1 protein-coding gene is annotated in these 22715 nt (G+C 52.9%); it reads right to left on the reverse strand.

Annotated features, from left to right (window positions below; genetic code table 11):
- On the reverse strand, positions 1 to 22715 hold a 22715-nt coding region (locus tag ACUYLD_RS25180; RefSeq protein ID WP_446676207.1), incomplete at both ends, for a non-ribosomal peptide synthase/polyketide synthase.

Genomic DNA, 22715 nt, shown 5'->3' on the forward strand with positions numbered 1-22715 from the left:
CTATGCTCCACGGCTGCAAAATAAGCCTCAAACACCTCATCCGTGACTAACGCCACACACCAGCCATCCATCAAGATGTGATGAGAGCTCCACACAAAATAATAATCCTCATCACCTGTTCGTAAAATCGCCACGCGCATCAACGCATCCCGGGACAAATCGAACCCGGCTGCCTTGTCCTTGCGAATAAATTCCTTCACATACGCGTCACGCTCCTGCTCATCCAAATGACGCAAATCTTCACATCTAAAACCAACATCCTTGCGGCGGAAAATGACCTGCACAGGCTCATCCTGCCAACCGCTGATGAAATTAGCTCTAAATATCTCATGCCGCTGCGCCAAATGATTCAAGCTATCTTGGAAAATATCCGCTTGGAAGCGTCCGTGCAAATCAAAGGTCGTTTGTTCAAAATAAGCACCTGACTCTGCATCCATCAGACTATGGAACAACATGCCTTTTTGCATCGGCGTCAGCGGATAGACATTTTCCAGTTCCCCCATGTCACGAGTCCGTTCTACCAACTGATCCAACTCGGCCATGGTTACATGTTTCAGCATGACATCGCTTGGCGTCAGCTCTTGCTGTTTGCGGCTTATGCAATGCGCAATGATTTCCTGCAAACTGATTCTAAACTCTTCAGCTAGCTGCTCCATCGTTTCACGACGATATTCCTGCTTGCTGTAGCTGATCGTCAATTGCAGCTCGCCTTCCGAAATCAGTCCGTTCATATCCAGCGTGTGCGATCTGGCTGCATGGGCGCTAAGCTCTGCACCGCTAGCGTAAGGAGATACGCCAATGGATTGATTTTGCATATCTTGGTCAAATTGTCCCAAATAGTTAAAGCTGATTTCAGGTTCGGTTACAAAACGCTCTTGCTCACGTGCTGCGGACAGGTATCTCAACATACCGTAGCCAATGCCCTTTTGCGGAATGCGGCGTAGTCCTTCTTTCACATGTTTGATGCGCTGTGAAAGGTCTTGCCCCACGTTCATATCCAGCACAACCGGGAATTGGGTCGTAAACCAACCCACGGTGCGCGTAATATCCAGTTCTGGCAAAATGGACTCCCGTCCATGACCTTCCAGGCTCACGAGCACTCGTTCCAGGCCCGCCCAGCGATGAATCGTCAGTCCCAATGCGGTAAGCAGCACATCATTCATCTCCGTGTTGTAGGCACGATGCGCCTGTTTTAACAGCTGCTCCGTTTCCTGAGCTGTCCACGTAACTGTAATGTTCTCGCTGTCCCTATTGAAGGAATGAGAAGGGGACTCGTCTTTTGGAAGCGGCTGATATGCGCCTTGTTCCATTTCCCTCCAGAATGCGAGTTCTGCTGCCATGGCCGGACTGTTCGCATATTGAGACTGCCCATCCGCCCAGGTGCGGAACGAATCCGTTTTGTGCGGAAGACGAGCTGCTTGTCCGTTCAATGCCTGCTCATAGGCGGTCGTAATATCCTCGAACAAAATGCGCCAAGATACGGTATCCACCACTAAGTGATGAATCGCCATCAGCAAATGATCTCCATCGGGGCAATGGAACAGCCCCAGCTTCACCAGCGGTCCTTCGCTTAAATGAATGCCCGCCTGAATTTCATTCACTTTGGCCTCGATCGCCGCTGACACCTCAGTCTCATGGCTGAAGTCCATACGTTCCAGCGTATACAGCTCGCCCTCCCCAATCGCACGGTTCCAAGCTTCATATCCGTGCTCACTAGGACGGAAAATGATACGCAGTGCATCGTGATGGCTAACGACGTGATCCATCGCCGTGCGCAGGGCCGGTTCATCAAAACCGTCCTTGCTATGCAGCATGATGGACTGGTTATGATGATGAGCATCCGTCAGGTTCTGCTCAAAGAACCATTGTTGCACCGGTGTCAGTTTCACAGCGCCCACCACTTCGCTCTGATCCGCCAATCGGGTCACCGATTGCACTTTCAGTGCCAAGGCAGACACGGTTGGATGACTGAACAGGTCTTTCATCTCCAGTCGATAACCTGCTTGCAGCAATCGGGAGGATACTTGCAAGGCTTTGATCGAATCGCCACCCAGCTCGAAGAAGTTATCCTGCGTGCCTACCGTTTCCACGCCAAGCACCCCGGCCCATACCGCGGCCAATACTTGTTCCACCGTGGTACGCGGTGCCACATAGGCTGCACCGGTATGAATACTTCCTTCCGGTTCCGGCAAGACCTTGCGGTCGATTTTACCGTTGCTGGTCAGCGGGATCGTCTCCAGTCGCATCAGACGTGCCGGCACCATATGCGCTGGCAGCCCGGCTTCCAGTTCGGCCTGTACCTCCTCGATCCGCAGCTCGGTTTCTCCCGTGATGTATCCGCACAAATACTTGTGTCCACGCTCATCCGTCCGGTCGATGACTACCGCTTGACGCACGCCCGGCACCCGCTGGATCGCCGTTTCAATCTCGCCCAGCTCGATCCGGTATCCCCGGATTTTGACTTGATAGTCCATCCGGCCGATAAAGTCCACATTGCCGTCTGGCATCCACCGCGCCAAATCGCCTGTGCGATACAGTCGTTCACCCGGTACATACGGATTCCCTACGAATTTCTCGGCCGTCAGGTCTGCACGGTTCAGGTACCCACGTGCTACCCCGGCTCCGCCAATGCACAGCTCGCCCAGTACGCCGATCGGCACCGGATTCAGCTGGCTGTCCAAGATGTAAAACCGGGCGTTCAGCCACGCCTGACCAATCGGCACATTGCCGCTACTTGGCAGCTTCGACAGTTCTTCGTCGTAGAAGCTGGAGTCAATCGCCGCTTCCGTGACGCCGTAGCTGTTTATCATGCGAATATCTGCGCCAAATCGTTCTTGCAGCACCCGATAATCTGTCACGCTGCAGCTATCCGAGCTGGTAATCAGCAATTCCAGACTGCTCATGTCCAGTCCCTGTTCATGCACATGCTGCATAAACGGTACGATCAGGGCCGGGGTCGATTCGAACACCGTAATCTGATAATCGCGAATCCAGCCATATAGACGGCTTGGATCAATGCGATCATCTTTCGGACAGATAACCATCGTTCCACCGTTATAGAACACCCGTGCGATATCCCCGACGAACACGTCGAAGGAAAAGCTCGCCAGTTGCAGCAACCGTACCGGGAACTGGTTCAGACGGTAATCCCGACGGTATGCCGCAGCCGTATTCACCAAGCTGCGATGCTCAATCATGACACCCTTCGGACGTCCCGTTGTCCCGGAGGTGTAGATCACATACGCCAGATCCTGCGCTTCGTTGATGTGATCGACGTCTGCCGTATCTCCGGTGTACAGTGACTCATCGTCCAACGCCAGTACGGTATGCAGACGCAACCCCGTTGCCGGTTCGGATGTTGCTTCGCTATCAGGTGGCGAATCTGCTGTTCCATTCAGGGTTCCATGGAGAGTACTTGATTCCATCGTCTCAGCGCCAGCCGCTGTTTCCAACTCGCCCTCAGTCTGCTCTCCGGCCAAGGCCTGTCGGCTTTCTTCCAGCCATACCTGTGCACGCTCCTGCAAGCCGATTTGGGTCAACAGTACCGTCGCACCGCTGTCCTCCAGCATGAAACGAATACGTTCGGACGGATAGTCTGCATCTAGCGGCACATATGCGCCTCCAGCTTTCCACACCGCCAATACGCCGACCAGCATGTCTACCGAACGTTCACTCAAAATGCCGATAATCGACTCGCGTCCAATGCCTTCATTCCGCAATCTACGCGCCAATTGGTTCGCACGCTCGTTCAGTGTGCGGTACGTCAGTTGTTGTTCCTCGTACACCACCGCCACGTGATCTGGTACAAGCTGCGCCTGTTCTTCCACATAGGTATGGAACAAGGCTCCTGCTTCAACAGCAGCAACATCCGATACTCCCACATCTCCAAAACCGTAGATGATTTGTGCCTTCTCCTCGACGGTTACCATATCCAAAGCTGCCAGTGGCTGCTGTGGATGAAGGGTAATTGCACGTACGAGTTCGGTAAAATGCTGTGCCAATCGCCCGATGGTTTCAGGCTTGTACAGCGCTGTGCTGTATTCCAGACTGCACAGAATGCCTTCCGGCTGCTCCACTGCATCCAAGGTCAGATCAAATTTGGCCGTATGATTGTCCGTCGGATACGTTTTAAAGGTCAGACCCTCCAGCTCGAACTCCTGCTGCTCAAATGTTTTCAACTCAAACATCGTGTCAAACAGCGCATTCCGGCTCGTATCCCGCGTTAAATTCAGCTTTTCAACCAGTTCTTCAAAAGGATACTCCTGATGTTCATAAGCACTGAGCGCATGCTCTTTGACCTCTTGCAAGTAATCCAGGAACGTTTTGTCGCCAGCCGGATAATTGCGGATCGCCAGCGTGTTGAGGAATACGCCTACCAAGCCCTCCAGTTCCGCATGCGGTCTTCCGGCAATCGGCGTGCCGACGATGATGTCCTCCTGCCCCGAATATTTATGCAAGAGCGTGCTATATGCTGCTAGCAACACCATGTATAAGGTCGATCCCGTTTGCGCGGCCAGCTGTTTCAACTGCTCGCTGTCCTCCAGGCTGATCGCAAATTCCAATCGCGCTCCTTCCAGACGCTGTACGGCTGGTCTTGCAAAATCCGTTGGCATATCCAGTGCTGGAATGTCACCAGCCATCGTGTTCAGCCAGTAGCTTTCCTGCTCACGAAGACGTTCACTCTGCATATCGGCATGCTGCCAAACCGCATAGTCCTTGTACTGGATGCGCAGGGGCGGCAGTTCCTTGCCTTCATACAATTGAGAGAACTCCTGCACGATAATTCCTTCAGTCACGCCATCCGAAATAATATGGTGCATGTCATAGAACATGACGTGACGCTCCGGTCCGGTTTCCACCAACTGAACCCGCAGCAACGGTGCTTGTGCAAGATCAAATGCACGTACAAAGTCCTGTGCGTACTGCTGGGTCTCTTCTTCGCTTGCCTGCACATGCTCCACGTTGAATGCGACGCCCGATTCAATCCGTTGAATCACCTCACCATCCACCATGTCGAATCGGGTTCGCAGGGCTTCATGACGGGCAATCAGCTGGCGGAAGGCTTGCTCCAGTCGCGTTTTATCCAAGGAACCTTCAATGATCAAAGCGCCTGGCATATTGTAGCTAACCTCTCCGCCTTCCAGGTGACTCAGCACGTACATCCGTTTTTGCGCCGAGGAAACCGGATAATATGCACGTTCCTCCGCAACAGGGATGGATACATACGTTTGCTGTGTCTGAACTTCTCCCATCACCTGTACCAGTTGCTCAATCGTCGGATATTGGAAAATATCTCGCAGCGCCAGCTTGTAATTCAGCTCCTGATGGATTTTCGCCATCAGAGTTGTCGCGCGCAGAGAATGTCCTCCGACTTCAAAGAAATGGTCCTTAATACCGATCTGCGGATGATTCAGAACACTTTGCCAAATACGTACCAACTGCTCTTCCAGCAGTGTCCGCGGTGCCACGTACGCTGTGCCTCCTTCGAGGCGCGCTTCCGGTGCAGGCAACGCTTTGCGGTCAATTTTCCCGTTTGGTGTCAGCGGGAATTGATCCAGTTGTACAACATACGTCGGGATCATATAACCCGGCAGCTTGGGCTGCAGCAGGTTGCGCAGCTCGGGCAAATTCAGCGCTTCAGAGGCTACGACATACGCACACAAATCCTTGTCTCCGTCTTCGTTTTCCCAGGCGGTGACGATGGCTTTCTGAATACCGTCCACGGTCAGCAGCTGTGCTTCCACCTCGCCCAGTTCAATCCGGAAGCCCCGGATTTTGACCTGATCATCCATCCGGCCGATAAAGTCCACATTGCCATCTGGCATCCACCGCGCCAAATCGCCTGTGCGGTACAATCGTTCACCCGGTATATACGGATTCGCTACGAATTTCTCGGCGGTCAGGTCTGCACGGTTCAGGTAGCCTCGTGCCACCCCGGTTCCGCCAATGCACAGTTCACCCAGTACGCCGATCGGCACCGGATTCAGCTGGCTGTCCACGATGTAGAAGCGGGCGTTCAGCCACGCCTGGCCAATCGGCACATTGCCGCTGCTTGGCAGCTTCGACAATTCTTCGTCGTAGAAGCTGGAGTCAATCGCCGCTTCCGTGACGCCGTAACTGTTCATAATGCGGATATCTGCGCCAAACCGTTCTTGTAACAAACGATAATCCGTCACACTGCAGCTATCCGAGCTGGTGATCAGCAGTTCCAGACTGCTCATGTCCAGCCCCTGTTCATGCACATGCTGCATAAACGGTACGATCAGGGCCGGAGTCGATTCGAATACGGTAATCTGGTAATCGCGAATCCAGCCATACAATCGGCTAAAATCAATCCGATCGTCTTTCGGACAAATGACCATCGTGCCGCCGTTATAGAGCGTCCGCGCGATATCCCCGACGAAGACGTCGAAGGAGAAGCTCGCCAGCTGCAGCAGTCGTACCGGGAACTCGCTCAGACGGTAATCCCGGCGATACGCCACAGCCGTATTCACCAAACTGCGATGCTCAATCATGACCCCTTTCGGACGTCCTGTTGTCCCGGAGGTGTAGATCACATATGCCAGATCCTGCGGTTCGTTGATGTGATCGACGTCTGTGGTATCTCCGATGTACAGCGACTCATCGTCCAACGCCAGTACGGTATGCAGACGCACGTTCGCTGCGGATTCGGATGCTGCTTCGCTGTCAGGTGGCGAATCTGCTGTTCCATTCAGGGTTCCATGGAGAGTACCTGATTCCATCGTTTCAGCGCCAGCTACTGTTCCCAACTCGACCTCAGACTGCCCTCCGGCCAAGGCCTGTCGGCTTTCCTCCAGCCATGCCTGCGCGCGCTCCTGCAAGCCGATTTGCGTCAGCAGCACCGACGCACCGCTGTCCTCCAGCATGAAACGAATACGTTCGGACGGATAATCCGCATCTAACGGTACATATGCACCTCCGGCTTTCCATACCGCCAATACGCCGACCAGCATATCCACCGAGCGTTCGCTCAAAATGCCGACAATCGATTCGCGTCCGATACCTTCATTTCGTAATCTACGCGCCAATTGGTTCGCGCGCTCGTTCATTTTCCGGTACGTAAGCTGCTGCTCCTCGTACACCACCGCCACGCGATCCGGCACAAGCTGTGCCTGTTCTTCCACATAGGTATGGAATAAGGCTCCTGCTTCGACTACAGCAACATCCGATACCCCCACATCTCCAAAACCGTAGATGATTTGTGCTTTTTCCTCGGCAGGTACCATATCCAAAGCTGCCAGTGGCTGTTGTGGATGCAGGGTAATTGCACGTACGAGTTCGGTAAAATGCTGCGCCAATCGCGCAATCGTCTCAGGCTTATATAGCGCCGTGCTGTATTCCAGACGGCACAGAATGCCTTCTGGCTGCTCTATTGCATCCAAGCTCAGATCAAATTTGGCCGTATGATTTTCCAGCGGATATGAATTCAGGGTCAGACCTTCTAGCTGCAACTCCTGCTGCTCCAATGTTTTCAACTCAAACATCGTGTCAAACAGCGCATTTCGACTCGTATCCCGCGTCAAATTCAGCTTTTCAACCAACTCTTCAAAAGGATAGTCCTGATGCTCATAAGCACTGAGCGCATGCTCCTTCACCTCTTGCAGATAATCCAGGAACGATTGGTCGCTAGACGGATAATTGCGGATTGCCAGCGTGTTGATGAAGACACCTACCAGACTCTCCAGTTCCGCATGCGGTCTTCCAGCAATCGGCGTGCCGACTACGATATCTTCTTGGCCTGTGTATTTATGCAAGAGCGTGGTGTACGCCGCCAGCAGCACCATATACAAGGTTGAACCTGTTTGCGAAGCCAGTTCTTTCAGGCGTTCGCTAACTTCACGCTCCAGTCCGAATTCGATCGTATCCCCTGCCGTACTCTGCACCGCTGGACGGGCAAAGTCGGTTGCCAGATCCAGCACAGGCACGCCGCCCCGGAAGGTACCCAGCCAGTACGCTTTCTGACGCTGCATCCACTCCTGATGGGCTTCGCTTTGCTGCCATACCGCATAGTCTTTGTACTGAATCCGCAATGGTGATAGCTCTTCACCGCCATACAAGCGGACAAATTCATCGGTCAGCACCTCCATCGACACACCATCCGAAACGATATGGTGCATGTCGAGCATGAGCAGATGCTGGGATGCCTGCTCTGCTCCTTGTACGTCTAGATCCACCAAGCCTACCCGCAGCAGCGGTGCAGCTTTCAGATCGAACGGACGCACAAACTGTCGTACCCGTTCTTGTGCTTCCTGGCTGACGGTCGTGTCCGTAGCTGTAGCTGTGTCCTGATCTGTATCCGTAGTTGCACGCTCTGCTTGTACCTTCGTATATTCCACTTTGAACGGCACGGTGTCCTCAACCCATTGCATCGGCTCATTGTCCACCAGCTCAAAGCGGGTACGCAAGGTTGCATGACGGGCGATCAATTGACGGAATACTTCCTCCACCCGATTTACGTCCAGCGGACCGCTCACTTGCAGCACCGACGGCATGTTGTAATTCACATCATTCGGGTCGAACTGATACAATACATACAGTCGTTTTTGCGCCGAAGATAACGGGTAGAAATTGCGTTCTTCCGTTACCGGAATGGACGCATATGTTACTTGATCGAGACCTTCCAGTACGACTGCTAGTTGCTCAATCGTTGGTGCTTCAAAAATACTGCGTAGTGGAAGCGGCTTGTTCAGCTCCTTGTGAATCTTCGAGGCCAGTGTCGTCGCCCGCAGCGAATGTCCGCCAATCTCGAAGAAGTTTTCCTTCACGCCGACCTGCGTGAGACCCAGCACATCCTGCCAAATTTGTGCCAGCTTCACTTCCACCCACGTCCGCGGTGCGACATAATCGGCTCCGGTTTGCAGGCTGACTTCCGGTGCTGGCAGGGCTTTGCGGTCAATTTTGCCATTTGGACTCAGCGGCATTTGCTCAAGCTGTACAAAGTACGACGGCACCATGTAGCTTGGCAGCTCCCGGCCCAGCTCACTTCTCAGCTCACTGGCACCCATTTCTTGCCCGGCGACATAGTACGCCACCATTTGTTTTTGTCCCGTTTCATCCGCACGCGCCGTGACCACGACTTCTCGTACCGATTCCACTTGGAGCAGCTGCGATTCGACCTCGCCCAGCTCAATTCGGTACCCGCGGATTTTGACTTGATGGTCGATCCGGCCCAGATATTCAATGTTGCCGTCTGGCATCCATCTCGCCAAATCGCCTGTACGGTACATCCGTTCATAGCCTGCTTCCCGGCCTGCAAACGGATCAGATACGAATTTCTCAGCCGTCAGCTCTGGACGGTTCAGATAGCCGCGGGCTACGCCTACACCGCCGATGCACAGTTCTCCTGCAACCCCGATCGGCTGCAATTGCTCCGTGCCTTCCTTCACGATGTACAGACGAATATTTTGAATCGGTTTCCCGATCGGAATAACTCCATATTCCTCATCCGGCTCGCAATCGAAGTACGATACGTCCACCGTCGCTTCGGTCGGGCCGTAGAGATTGACCAGCTTCGCTCCGGCCAAGCTCGACACCAGCCGCTGGAACCGGGCCACATGCTGTGGTGGCAACGCTTCTCCACTGGCAAACACATGGCGCAGCGTGCCCAGCTTCGTTTGCATCACTTCCCGTGGCTGCTGCTCCACGTACTCCAGGAACGCATGCAGCATGGCGGGAACAAAGTGCATCGTGCTCACGCCATCGCGGGCAATCGTATCGACGATGTCTTCCGGGTTCTTTTCTCCGCCTACCGACAGCAAGCTCACCTTCGAGCCGACCAGCGACCACCAGAACAGCTCCCACACCGATACGTCAAAGGTGAAGGCGGTCTTTTGCAGGATTGTGTCTTCTGCACTCAAGCCGTACCGATCATGCATCCACAAAATCCGGTTCAGCACGGAATGGTGCTCCACCATCACGCCCTTCGGTTTCCCGGTGGATCCGGAGGTATAGATAACATAGGCTACATGATGCGAACCCGCCAGTGGCTCCAGATTCGAGCCGTCTTCGTGGTACATGTCCTTGCCACCCAGCACCGGACGATCCAACACCAGCACCTTGCCGTCGAAGCTCAGCGACGCCTGTTCAGCCAAATGCGATTGCGTCAGCACCAGCTTCGCTTCCGAGTCCTCCAGCATGAAACGGATCCGGTCCGCCGGATATTCTGGATCAATCGGCACGTAGGCTCCGCCTGCCTTGAGGATCGCATAGATGCCCACGATCATGTCCAGCGAGCGCTGTACCAGAATGCCTACTGGCTGATCCGGTTTCACTCCTTCCGCACGCAGCGTCCACGCCAGACGATTCGCCCGCTCGTTCAGCTCGCGGTAGGTCAACGTCTCTGCTCCAAACAGCACCGCCACCTGATCCGGTGTTCGTGCCGCCTGTTCCTCGAACAGCGCACTTAACGTCTGCTCCTGCGGATAAGCTGCCGCCGTATCCCCCCAGACCTGAACGATCTGTGTTTGTTCTTCTGGTGTTACCAATTCCAGTTCATTCACACGGATATACGGATTATTCACGATTTGCTCGATGACATGCAGTACATGTCCCTGCATTCGCTCTATCGTAGACCGATCGTATACATTGGCGTTGTATCTGAACATGATGCGGAAGGTTTCGTCTGGCATCACAATCAAGTCCAGATCATAATTCGTTTGCTCGACAACCTCTACATTCGTAATTTCAAAAGCGGACGGACGAACTTCACTAAGCTGCTCAACTTGCTCCTCTACCGGATAATTCTCAAATACCATAATGTGGTTAATCAAGTTCTGCTTCTGCTCCGTCAGCGCCTGAATTTCATACAGCGGGAAGCTGTCATAGGCTCCCGAGGCCAGTGCCTGTTCCTGCGTTTTCCGCATCACTTCCACAAAAGTGGCATTCCGTTCACTTTGAATCCGCACCGGGATCGTATTAATGAACAAACCAATCATATGCTCTACGCCAGCAATATCCGTCGGACGTCCAGATACGACACTACCGAAAATAACATCCTCGTTGTTGTTATATTTCTGCAAAATAAGGCCCCACACGCTCTGCATCAGCGTATTAATCGTGACCTGCTGCTGCTTCGCAATCCGGTGTATGGCTTCGCTCCACGTTGGATCCAGATCTACCGTTATTTTTTCAGAAATATACTCGCTGGTTTCACTTGCTGTAGTGGATACCGTATGATCCCTGCTATCTGCCGCTTGGTCTTTCGATAAAGTATCCGATCCAGGTAACAACGTCTGCTGTTCAAAGCCGGCCAAATAGCTGCTCCAATATTCTTTTGCTGCACGCTCATCCTGACGCCCCAGCCATTCGATATATTGGCCATATGGTGTGATAGGAGCAAGCTCCGGCTGCTTCTGCTCCAGCAGCGCAAAGTACGTACCAAACACTTCACCCGTAACGAGCGATAAGCACCAGCCATCCATAACAATATGATGGAAGCTCCAGACCAAATGATACGTTTCTTCATCTGTTTGCAATACCTGTACGCGCATGAGTGCATCCGTACCGAGATTAAAGCCCCTAGCCTGGTCCTCTAGCTTAAACGCCTGGATATACGCCTGTTGCTCCGCTTCCTGCATTTCCCGTATATCCTGGAAGGAAAGGTCGCTATCTTTGTGACGGAATACGATCTGCAATGGCTCCTGACTGTGTCCTGTCTCAAACATATGGAAATTCGTTCGCAGCGCTTCATGACGCTGTGTCAGTACATCCAGACTCTTGCGGAAAATTTCAACATCAAAGCTGCCTTTTTGATCAAACGAGGCTTGCTGGAAGTAGGCGCCTGAGTCCGGCTCCATCAGATTATGGAACAGCATCCCCTTCTGCATAGGCGAAAGAGCATATACATTTTCCAGCTCGCCCACAGAAGCTGTTTGCTCTGTCAATTGTTCCAGCTGACCAAGCGTCAAGCCTTTGAACAATACATCACTTGGTGTTAGCTCACTCCGCTCTTTGGAGACACAATGAGCGATCACTTCCTGCAAGCTTTCCTGCAGCAACTGCGCAAATTTTTCTACATTTTGCTGATGATATACCTTACTGTCATAGCGAATTTCCAGTGTCAGCGCGCCCGCTGTAATCATTCCGTTCACATTCAGCGGATGCTCCAGAACGGTATGGTCACTCATCGGCTCTCCACCTGGATGTGAAGACAGCGTGATATCCCCATTTTCCAAGTCCTGATCAAATTGTCCTAAATAGTTAAAGCTAATTTCAGGTTGCAGGGTCCATGAAGAATTAGCATCTTCCTGAGACATATATTTCAAAATGCCGTAGCCAATACCCTTATGCGGCACATGGCGCAGGTCTTCCTTCACCCGCTTGATTCGCTGCCCGACTGCTGCCTTTCCGTCCACATCCAGCAGCACCGGATACTGACTCGTAAACCAGCCCACGGTACGCGTGATGTCGATATCTGGAACAATGGCTTCCCGGCCATGTCCCTCCAGATTGACCAGCACACGCTCCTGACCGCTCCAGTTATATACCGCTGTGCCGAGTGCGGTTAACAGCAGATCATTGACCTCGGTGTGGTACGCACGGTGTACTTCTTGAAGCAACATCCGTGTTTCCTGCTCGCTCCAAGCCACAGTCACAGTCTCACTGTCTCTGATCAGAAAATGCTGCCCTTCCGCTCTTTCTTGATCCTTAGGCAACGATGCAATTTCTATTTGGGCAAGACGCTGCCAATATTCGCGTTCATTTTCGATCGCCGGACTATTCGCATATTGAGACAACCGCTCTGCCCAAGCGGAGAAAGCGTCCGTTTTATAAGGCAGGCGAATCGCTTCTCCCCGCACGGCCTGCTCATATCCCGTGGCAAAATCCTCAAACACAATTCGCCACGAAATCCCGTCTATGACCAAATGGTGAATGGCAATCAGTAGATGATCTCCATCCATGCAGCGGAAAAGTCCCAGCTTCACCAGCGGTCCTTCGTCCAGACGAATGGAACTTTGGATGGCATTGGCTTTCATTTCAATTGCTGCTGCAACATCTGTAATGTTTTGCACATCCGTCAGATCAACAACGTCCAGACGATACAGCTCGCCTTCGTCCAAACCGCGATTCCACGCTTCATAGCCCTGTTCGGTCTGACGGAAGATCATACGTAGCGCATCATGATGCTCAGTTACCTTGGTCACCGTTTGATGCAATGCGGCTTCATCGAAGCCTTGCGCTCTATACAGCATCACCGACTGGTTGAAATAATGTGGCTCTGCTGAGGATTGTCCAAAGAACCATTGCTGTATTGGGGTCAATCTAACTGCCCCCGAAACCACCCGCTGATCGGCTGATCGGCTGACCTTGTGAACATGACCGCTCAGCAGCGAGATGGATGGATATTGGAACAAATCCTTCATGTCCAGCTTGTAGCCCGCTTGCAGCAAACGGGAGGATACCTGGATTGCTTTGATCGAATCGCCGCCCAGATCGAAGAAATTATCCAGAATTCCGACTCTCTTCGCTCCTAATACAGCCTGCCAAATCGAAACCAAAGTCTGCTCCAGCGCTGTGCGCGGCTCTGCATAATCCGCTCCGCTTTGCAGGCTGCCTCCTGGTGCCGGCAGGGCCTTGCGGTCGATTTTACCGTTCGGTGTCAACGGCATCTGCTCCAGCTGGATGAAATACGAAGGCACCATGTAGTTTGGTAGCTCCTCACCCAGTAAGCTACGCAGCTCACCAGCGCTTACTTCCCGTTCAGCAACATAGTACGCCACCAGTTGGTTTTGCCCCTGCTCGTCCGCCTGGGCCAGTACGATGACCTCTTGTACGTCCTCCACTTTCAAAATTTGTGCCTCGACCTCGCCCAGCTCGATCCGGTAGCCCCGGATTTTCACCTGATGGTCGATCCGGCCCAAGTATTCGATGTTGCCGTCTGGCATCCATCTCGCCAAGTCACCCGTACGGTACATTCGTTCATAGCCGGCTTCCCCAGCCGCAAACGGGTTCGATACAAATTTCTCAGCCGTCAGCTCTGGACGATCTAGATAACCCCGGGCCAGACCCGGACCGGCCACGCACAGCTCACCCGCTACGCCTACCGGAGCCAAATGTCCATGCACATCCACCATGTATACCCGGTGATTCGGCACAGGGCGTCCGATAGAAATCAGCTGTCCGGCTCTCTCATCCTCGGATACGGGCCAGATGGACGTCGCCACCGAGTTTTCGGTGGGACCGTAGCCGTTGTAGTACGCCACCTGATCTTTCCACTTGTATACCAATTCTGTAGAAGATGCAGAACCGGCCGTAAACAAAATACGCAGGTTTGGCATCCGTTCCGGCTCCAGATACACCGCATAGGTCGGCGGCAAAGCGGCCACGGTGATCTGATGATCCGCCATATATTGCTCAAACCGCTCGTAGTTCAAAATCGTCTCTGACGTTGGTACATACAGTGTGGCTCCGCAGAACAGTGCCTGGAAGATTTCCCAGCAAGCCGCATCAAACGAATAGCTGGCGAACAGCAACGCATGATCCGACGTACGGATCTTGAGTGTCTGATCAAAATACGTTTTCAGATTGCACAGCCCGTGATGCTCCAGCATCACGCCCTTCGGCTGCCCCGTGGTCCCTGACGTATAAATCACATAGGCTAGATCGTTCGGACCGGACCACGGCTCCAGATTGGAACCATCCTCGTGGTACACCGTTTGCTCCCCATCCAACACCAGCACGTGACCGTCGATAGCGGCTTTGTCCACCAGATGGCTTTGCGTCAACAGCAGCTTCGCACCCGAGTCGTCCAGCATGTAGCGGATACGCTCCTCTGGATAGGTCGGATCGATGGGGACATATGCACCCCCGGCTTTTAAAATCCCGAAGATACCTACGATCATGTCCACCGAACGCTCAGTCATCAGACCCACCAGACGATCTTTCGTCACGCCTTGACTACGCAAGGTACGAGCCAAACGATTGGCGCGTGCATTCAGCTCACGATAGGTTAATTGCTCTCCTTCGAAGAACAATGCTGTCTGCTCCGGCGTCCGCGCGGTTTGCGCCTCGAACAAGCCATGGATCGTTTGCTCGCTTGGATATGCTGCCGCAGTATTACCCCAAGCCTCAACGATTTGCTCACGTTCCCGCGTGGTTACCATATCCAGCTCATGCACGCGAATGTCCGGCTTCGCTGTCACCTGCTCCAGCAGCTGCACTAGATGACCTCGAATTTGCTCTACACTTTCCCTTTCAAAGGCCAGCGCATTATACCCAAAGCTCATATGAATGGTGTTCCCCGGCAGTACCACCAGGTTAAAGTCATAGTTGGTCTGCTCGACAGACTCGGCTCCGGTGATGCTGAAGCTGGACTCATCACCGTTGCCTAATTGCTCCAATTGTTCCTCTACCGGATAATTCTCAAAAATAAGAATATGATTGATCAAATCCTGCTTAAGCTCCGATAGCCCCTGAATTTCATACAACGGGTACGTATCATAGGCATGGGAAGCAATCGATTGCTCTTGGGTTTGCTTCATCACGTCTGAGAATAAGCTGTCCACTTGACTGCGGATGCGTACAGGAATGGTATTGATAAACAGACCAATGATGTGCTCCACATTCGGAATGTCTGCCGGACGTCCAGATACCACGCTGCCAAACACCACATCATCTGTACCATTATATTTTTGCAGCAACAGGCCCCAAACGGTCTGCATCAACGTATTGATCGTTACCTGATAACGCTTGGCTACGCGCTGAATGCCAGCCGTTAGATCCGCGCCCAAGTCGAAATCCAAACGCTCTGCCTGATATTCCGTTTTGCCCTGCATTTTAGCCTGTGGCAGGCGGGACTGTTCCTCATATCCTTCCAGAACCTTGCTCCAGTAACTTGATGCAGCCTGACGATCCTGCTGTTCCAGCCATTCAATATATTGACTGTACGGCGTTACAGGGGCCAGTTCAGGCTGCTTATGAGCCAGTATCGCAAAATAACTCGCAAACACTTCGCCTGTCACCAGCGACAAGCACCAGCCGTCCATCACGATATGATGGAAACTCCATACAAAACGGTACGCATCCTCACCTGTGCGCAAAACAGCCACACGCATCAAAGCATCTTGCGCCAGATCAAAGCCTCTTTGCTTGTCTTTGCGCGTATATTCGAGGATGTACTCGTTTTGCCGCTCTTGCTCCATATCCCGCAAATCCTCTACATACAGTTCGCTGCGCTTATTCCGATACACGACCTGCAGTGGTTCATCTTTCCAGCCACTGTAGAAGTTCGTACGCAGCACCGTATGCCGCTGCACCAATATATCCAAACTTGCCGCAAATGCAGCGATATTAAAATGTCCCTGCAGATCAAAGGAGGCCTGTTCAAAGTAAGCTCCTGATTGCGAGTCCATCAGATTGTAAAAGAGCATCCCCTTTTGCATCGGCGTCAGCGCGTATACATTTTCCAGCTCACCGATATGTGCCGCCTGTTCCGCGATTTGTTCCAGTTCTCCAGTCGTCAGACCTTTGAAGGACACATCACTCGGCGTCAGCTCCGGCTGTTCCTGAGCGACACAGTGCGTAATCACCTCTTGCAAAGCGGATTGCAGCAGTCCTGCCACACGTTCCAGCGTTTCTTGGCGATACTGCTTACGGCTGTAAGCGATCGTCAAGCGCAGCGTGCCTTCCGAGATCATTGCATTCAAATCCAGCGTATATTGCAGCGGTGAATGGGCATCCTCTGTCTCCCCTGCGCTATAGGATGACCATGTGATTCCACTGTTTTGCACATCCTGATCGACCTGTCCCAAGTAGTTAAAGCTGATTTCCGGTTCTTCTGCACTCGCCTGCGCTTCACCTGATGCAGACGCAGGAGATAAGTAGCGCCATGTGCCATAGGTCAGCCCTTTATGCGGAATGCGGCGCAGACCTTCCTTCGTTTCTTTAATCCGCTGGGCCAGCGTCAGGTTGACATCTGTGTCCAGCAGCACCGGATACAAGCTCGTAAACCAGCCTACTGTACGTGTAATATCCACCTCTGGCAGGATTGCTTCCCGGCCATGTCCCTCCAGATTCACCAGCACCTGTCCGGCGCCTGTCCAGTTGTGCATCGCCAATCCTAACGCGGTCAACAGCAAATCATTGACCTCGGTGTTATAGGCGCGATGGGCCTGCTTTAGCAGTTGCTGGGTTTCAGCCTCGGTCCACTCCACCGTCAGCACTTCGCTGTCTGCATTCAAGGAGCCTTCGTAGGCGAAATCCTTAGGCAGCGGTGCCGCTTTCGCTTTGGCCTGTTCCAGCTGCTGCCAGTAGGCTTCATCCGATGCAGCCTCTGGACGGTTGGCGTAAGACGACAACTTCCGTGCCCATGTTTGGAAGGAATCCGTTTTATAGGGCAATCGTACAGGCTCACCTTTGATCGCCTGCTCGTAGCCTGTCGAGAAATCTTCAAACAGAATTCGCCACGACACCCCGTCCACCACCAAATGGTGAATGGCTATGAGCAAATGATCGCCCTCGGCTGTGCGGAACAATCCCAGCTTGACCAGAGGCCCTTCGGACAGGTGAATGCTGCTTTGAATTTCATTTACCTTCGCTTCCAGCGCTTCCGCATAGGCTACTTGTTCACGGTAGTCTGCGGTTTCCAGCGTATACAATGCGCCTTCATCTACACCGCGTGTCCAAGCCTCGTAACCGGATGAAGCCTGACGGAAAACCGTACGAAGCGCATCATGATGCTTCACTATATGATCCATGGTCCGGCAAACCGCCGTTTCATCAAAGCCCTTGGCACGATAGAGCATGACCGCCTGATTAAAGTGCTGCGGACGCTCGCGCTCCTGCGCAAAGAACCAATGCTGGATCGGAAGCAAAGCGGTTTCCCCGCTCACTTCTCCTTGATCTGCCATACGACTGACCTCATGCATATGCGGTGCCAGTGCTGCAACCGTTGGATACTGGAACAAATCCTTCATGTCCAGCTTATAACCGGCCTGGAACGCACGGGATGCGATTTGGATTGCCTTGATGGAATCGCCACCCAGATCGAAGAAATTGTCCGAAATACCGACAGTCTGCAGTCCCAGTACCGACTGCCAGACCGCTACCAGAGCCCGTTCTTGCGCGGTACGAGGCTCTGCATAATCCGTTCCGCTTTGCAGGCTGCCTTCCGGTGCTGGCAGGGCTTTGCGGTCAATTTTGCCATTTGGACTCAGCGGCATCTGCTCCAGCTGTACAAAGTACGACGGCACCATGTAGCTTGGTAGCTCCTGGCCCAGCTCACTTCTCAGCTCACTGGCACCCATTTCTTGCCCGGCGACATAGTACGCCACCATTTGTTTTTGTCCCGTTTCATCCGCACGCGCCGTGACCACAGCTTCTCGTACCGATTCCATTTGGAGCAGCTGCGATTCGACCTCGCCCAGCTCAATCCGGTACCCCCGGATTTTGACTTGATGGTCGATCCGGCCCAAATATTCAATGTTCCCGTCCGGCATCCACCTCGCCAAATCACCTGTGCGGTACATCCGTTCATAGCCTGCTTCCCCGCCTGTAAACGGGTCGGCTACGAATTTGTCGGCCGTCAGCTCTGGACGATTCAGATAGCCGCGGGCTACACCTACACCGCCGATGCACAGCTCACCTGCAACCCCAATCGGCTGCAATTGCTCCGTACCTTCCTTCACGATGTACAGACGAATATTCTGAATCGGCTTCCCGATCGGAATAACTCCATATTCCTCATCCGGCTCGCAATCGAAGTACGATACGTCCACCGTCGCTTCGGTCGGGCCGTAGAGATTAACCAGCTTCGCTCCGGCCAAGCTCGACACCAGCCGCTGGAACCGGGCCACATGCTGTGGCGGCAACGCTTCGCCGCTGGCAAATACGTGGCGCAGCGTGCCCAGCTTCGTTTGCATCACTTCCCGTGGCTGCTGCTCCACGTACTCCAGGAACGCATGCAGCATGGCAGGTACAAAGTGCATTGTGCTCACGCCATCGCGGGCAATCGTATCGACGATGTCTTCCGGGTTCTTTTCCCCACCTACCGACAGCAAGCTCACCTTCGAGCCGAACAGCGACCACCAGAACAGCTCCCACACCGACACGTCGAACGTGAAGGCCGTCTTTTGCAGGATCGTATCTTCCGCACTCAAGCCGTACCGATCATGCATCCACAAAATCCGGTTCAGCACGGAATGATGCTCCACCATCACGCCCTTCGGTTTTCCCGTGGAGCCGGAGGTATAGATGACATAGGCTACATGGTGTGGCCCAGCCAGTGGCTCCAGATTCGAGCCGTCTTCGTGGTAAATGTCCTCGCGATCCAACACCAGCACCTGGCCGTTGAAACTCAGCGATGCTTGCTCTGCCAGATGCGACTGCGTCAGTATCAGCTTCGCACCCGAATCCTTCAGCATAAAGCGGATGCGGTCCGCTGGATAGTCCGGATCGATGGGTACATAAGCTCCGCCTGCCTTGAGGATCGCATAAATGCCTACGATCATGTCCAGCGAACGCTGAACCAAAATGCCCACGGGCTGATCAGGTTGGACGCCTTCTGCACGCAAAGTACGTCCGAGACGGTTGGCACGCTCATTCAGCTCAGCGTAGGTCAACGATTCCGCTCCGCACAATACTGCCACCTGATCCGGTGTTTTCGCTGCCTGCTGCTCGAACAGTGCACTTAGCGTTTGATCCTGCGGATAGGCTGCCGCCGTATCCCCCCAGACCTGAACGAGCTGTGCCTGTTCTTCCGGTGTTACCAATTCCAGCTCATTCACTCGGATATTCGGATTGTCCACAATTTGTCCGATGACATGGTCGATATGACCCCGGATACGCTGCATGGCAGACCGGCTATACACCTGAGCATTGTATTCAAGCAGGATAGAGATATCCTCATCAGGCACGACAATCAGGTTGAAATCGTAGTTGGTTTGCTCGGCAAGTGCCACATTGGCAATCGAGAAGTCCGTCTGTGACCTTGTCTCGTCAGAACCGCCCATCTGCTTCATCTGCTGCCCGATCGGGTAGTTTTCAAAGACCATAATGTGATGAATCAGGTCTTGTTTTTGTTCAGTCAGTGCCTGGATATCGTATAGCGGGAACGTATCATAGACACTGGAGGCCAAAGCCTGTTCCTGGGTGCGCTGCAATATTTCAGCAAATGTAGCATCCGGTGCACTGCAAATGCGTACTGGAATCGTGTTGATAAACAAACCGATCATGTTCTCCACGCCTGGAAGGTCTGCCGGACGACCGGATACCACACCACCAAACACAACATCCTGATTATTATTGTATTGCTGTAAAATAACACCCCACACACTTTGCAGCAATGTGTTAATCGTGACGTGCTGCTGCTTGGCCATTTGGTTTAATGCGGCACTCTGCTCCTTGCCCAACCTAAATGGCAGCTTTTCCAAAACATAGCCGGCATTTGAACTTTCACCACTTCTGTCCGGTTCTTTATCCCGTGCGACGACAGAAGCTTGCGCGTTCTCACCAGGCAACAAGGTTCGCTGCTCAAAGCCTGCCAAATAGTCACTCCAATAACGGGTCGCTTCCTGTGCATCCTGATGTTCCAACCATTCGATATAGTCACTATACGGCTTGACAGGTGCGAGGTCTGGCTGCTTGTGCTCCAGCAGGGCCAAATACGCCCCAAACACTTCGTCCGTCATCAGGGACAGGCACCATCCGTCCATCACAATATGATGGAAGCTCCATACAAAACGGTATGAGCTTTCACCCGTGCGGAAGACGGCTACGCGCATGAGCGCATCCTTGCTTAGATCAAAGCCTCGAGCTTTATCCTGGGCCACAAATTCAGCTACAGCGTGTTCGCGCCCTCTGACATCCTCATAACGGAAGCTCGGATTTTTATGACGATAGACAATCTGCAACGGTTGACCATACCAGCCGCTGTAGAAATTCGTCCGTAATATAGCATGTCGGCTAACCAGCAGCTTCAGACTTTCCTCGAATAGGGACGGTTCAAAGTACCCCTCCAGATCAAAGGTCGCCTGTTCAAAATACACGCCTGTTTCTGCATTCATCAAACTATGGAACAGCATCCCCTTTTGCATAGGGGTCAAGGGATACACATTTTCCAATTCCCCAACCGTCTTGGTCTGCTCGATAATCGTATCTAATTGCTCCAGGGTCAGACCTTTTAGCAATACATCACTTGGAGTCAATTCAGTCCGCTCCCGTGTGACACAATGCTCAATCATCTCAAGCAGATTGGATTTCAGCAGATTGGCTAGCATGTGGACGGTGTCCTTACGGAAGGCTTTGCCGTTATACCGAATGTCCAGTTTCAGGATGCCGTTCGTTACGATCCCGCTCACATCGAGAGCATATTTCATCTTCGTCCGGTCACTAGCGATCGATCCAATTGAGTAAGGAGACCTACGCATATCGCTGTTTTGTAAGTCCTGATCCAGCTGTCCGAGATAGTTAAAGCTTACTTGTGGCTCGGCAAAATCTTGATATTGACCAAGGTTCAGCACACCTGCTTGCTGACCAACGGCTTGGCCGGATTCACTCAAATATCTCCAGATTCCGTAGCCCATTCCTTTATTCGGAATAAGGCGCAGGCTCTCTTTGACCTGTTTGATGCGTTCCGACCAAGCATGATCACAACCAACGTCCAGCAATACCGGATATGGACTCGTAAACCAGCCTACCGTACGAGAAAGGTCCGTACCCGGCAAAATGTTCTCACGCCCGTGTCCCTCTAAACTAATCAGGCTGCGTTCATGACCCGTCCACGTGTACAGCATCATGCCCAGTGCCGTCAGAAGCAGATCGTTCACTTCCGTGTTATATGCGCGGTGTGCTTGCTTCAATAATTTTGATGTCTCTTCCTCCGTAAGCTGGACGACCACTGCATCGGTGTCAGCCAAGGTAAAGGGCTCAGCCTGCGCTTGATCCTCAGGCAAACGTACTTGGTCAGACAAAGCCGCTGCGTTCCATTGCTCCCAATAGGCGTGTTCACTGTCCATGGCTGTGCTATTCGCATAGGTGGAAAGTTTTCGTGACCAGGAACGGAATGAATCCGTTTTGTCCGGCAGCTGAAGCACTTCCTGATGAACGGCCTGTTCATAGGCAGTAGCCAAATCCTCAAACAAAATACGCCAGGATACCCCGTCCACGACCAAATGGTGAATCGCCATCAGGAGATGGTCCCCATCTGCACAGTGGAACAAACCCGCCTTTAACAGCGGTCCTTCTTGCAGTTGGATGCTGCTTTGAATTTCATTGGCTTTCGCCTCAATTGCCGCGCTGAGTATGGCTTTATCCGTCAAATCCCTAAAGTCCAGCACGTCCAGATGATACAGCTCGCCTTCCTGTATTCCGCGGTTCCATGCTTTATAGCCTTGCTCGGTCTTGCTGAACACCATCCGCAGAGCATCATGGTGCTCTGCTAGTTTGATAAGCGCCTGACGCAGCGCAGCTTCGTCAAAGCCCTGCTCCCGGTGCAGGATAACGGCCTGATTAAAGTGATGCGCATCCACTTGGGCCTGCGCAAAGAACTCATGCTGGATCGGAAGCAATGCCGTTTCTCCGCTCACTTCTCCCTGATCTGCCATACGACTGACCTCGTGCATATGCGGTGCCAAGGTTGCGACGATGGGATAGCGGAACAAATCCTTCATGTCCAGCTTGTATCCTGCCTGGAACGCACGCGACACGATTTGAATCGCCTTGATCGAATCGCCGCCCAGGTCAAAGAAATTGTCTAAAAT

The organism is Paenibacillus sp. SER-28 (assembly GCF_052906305.1).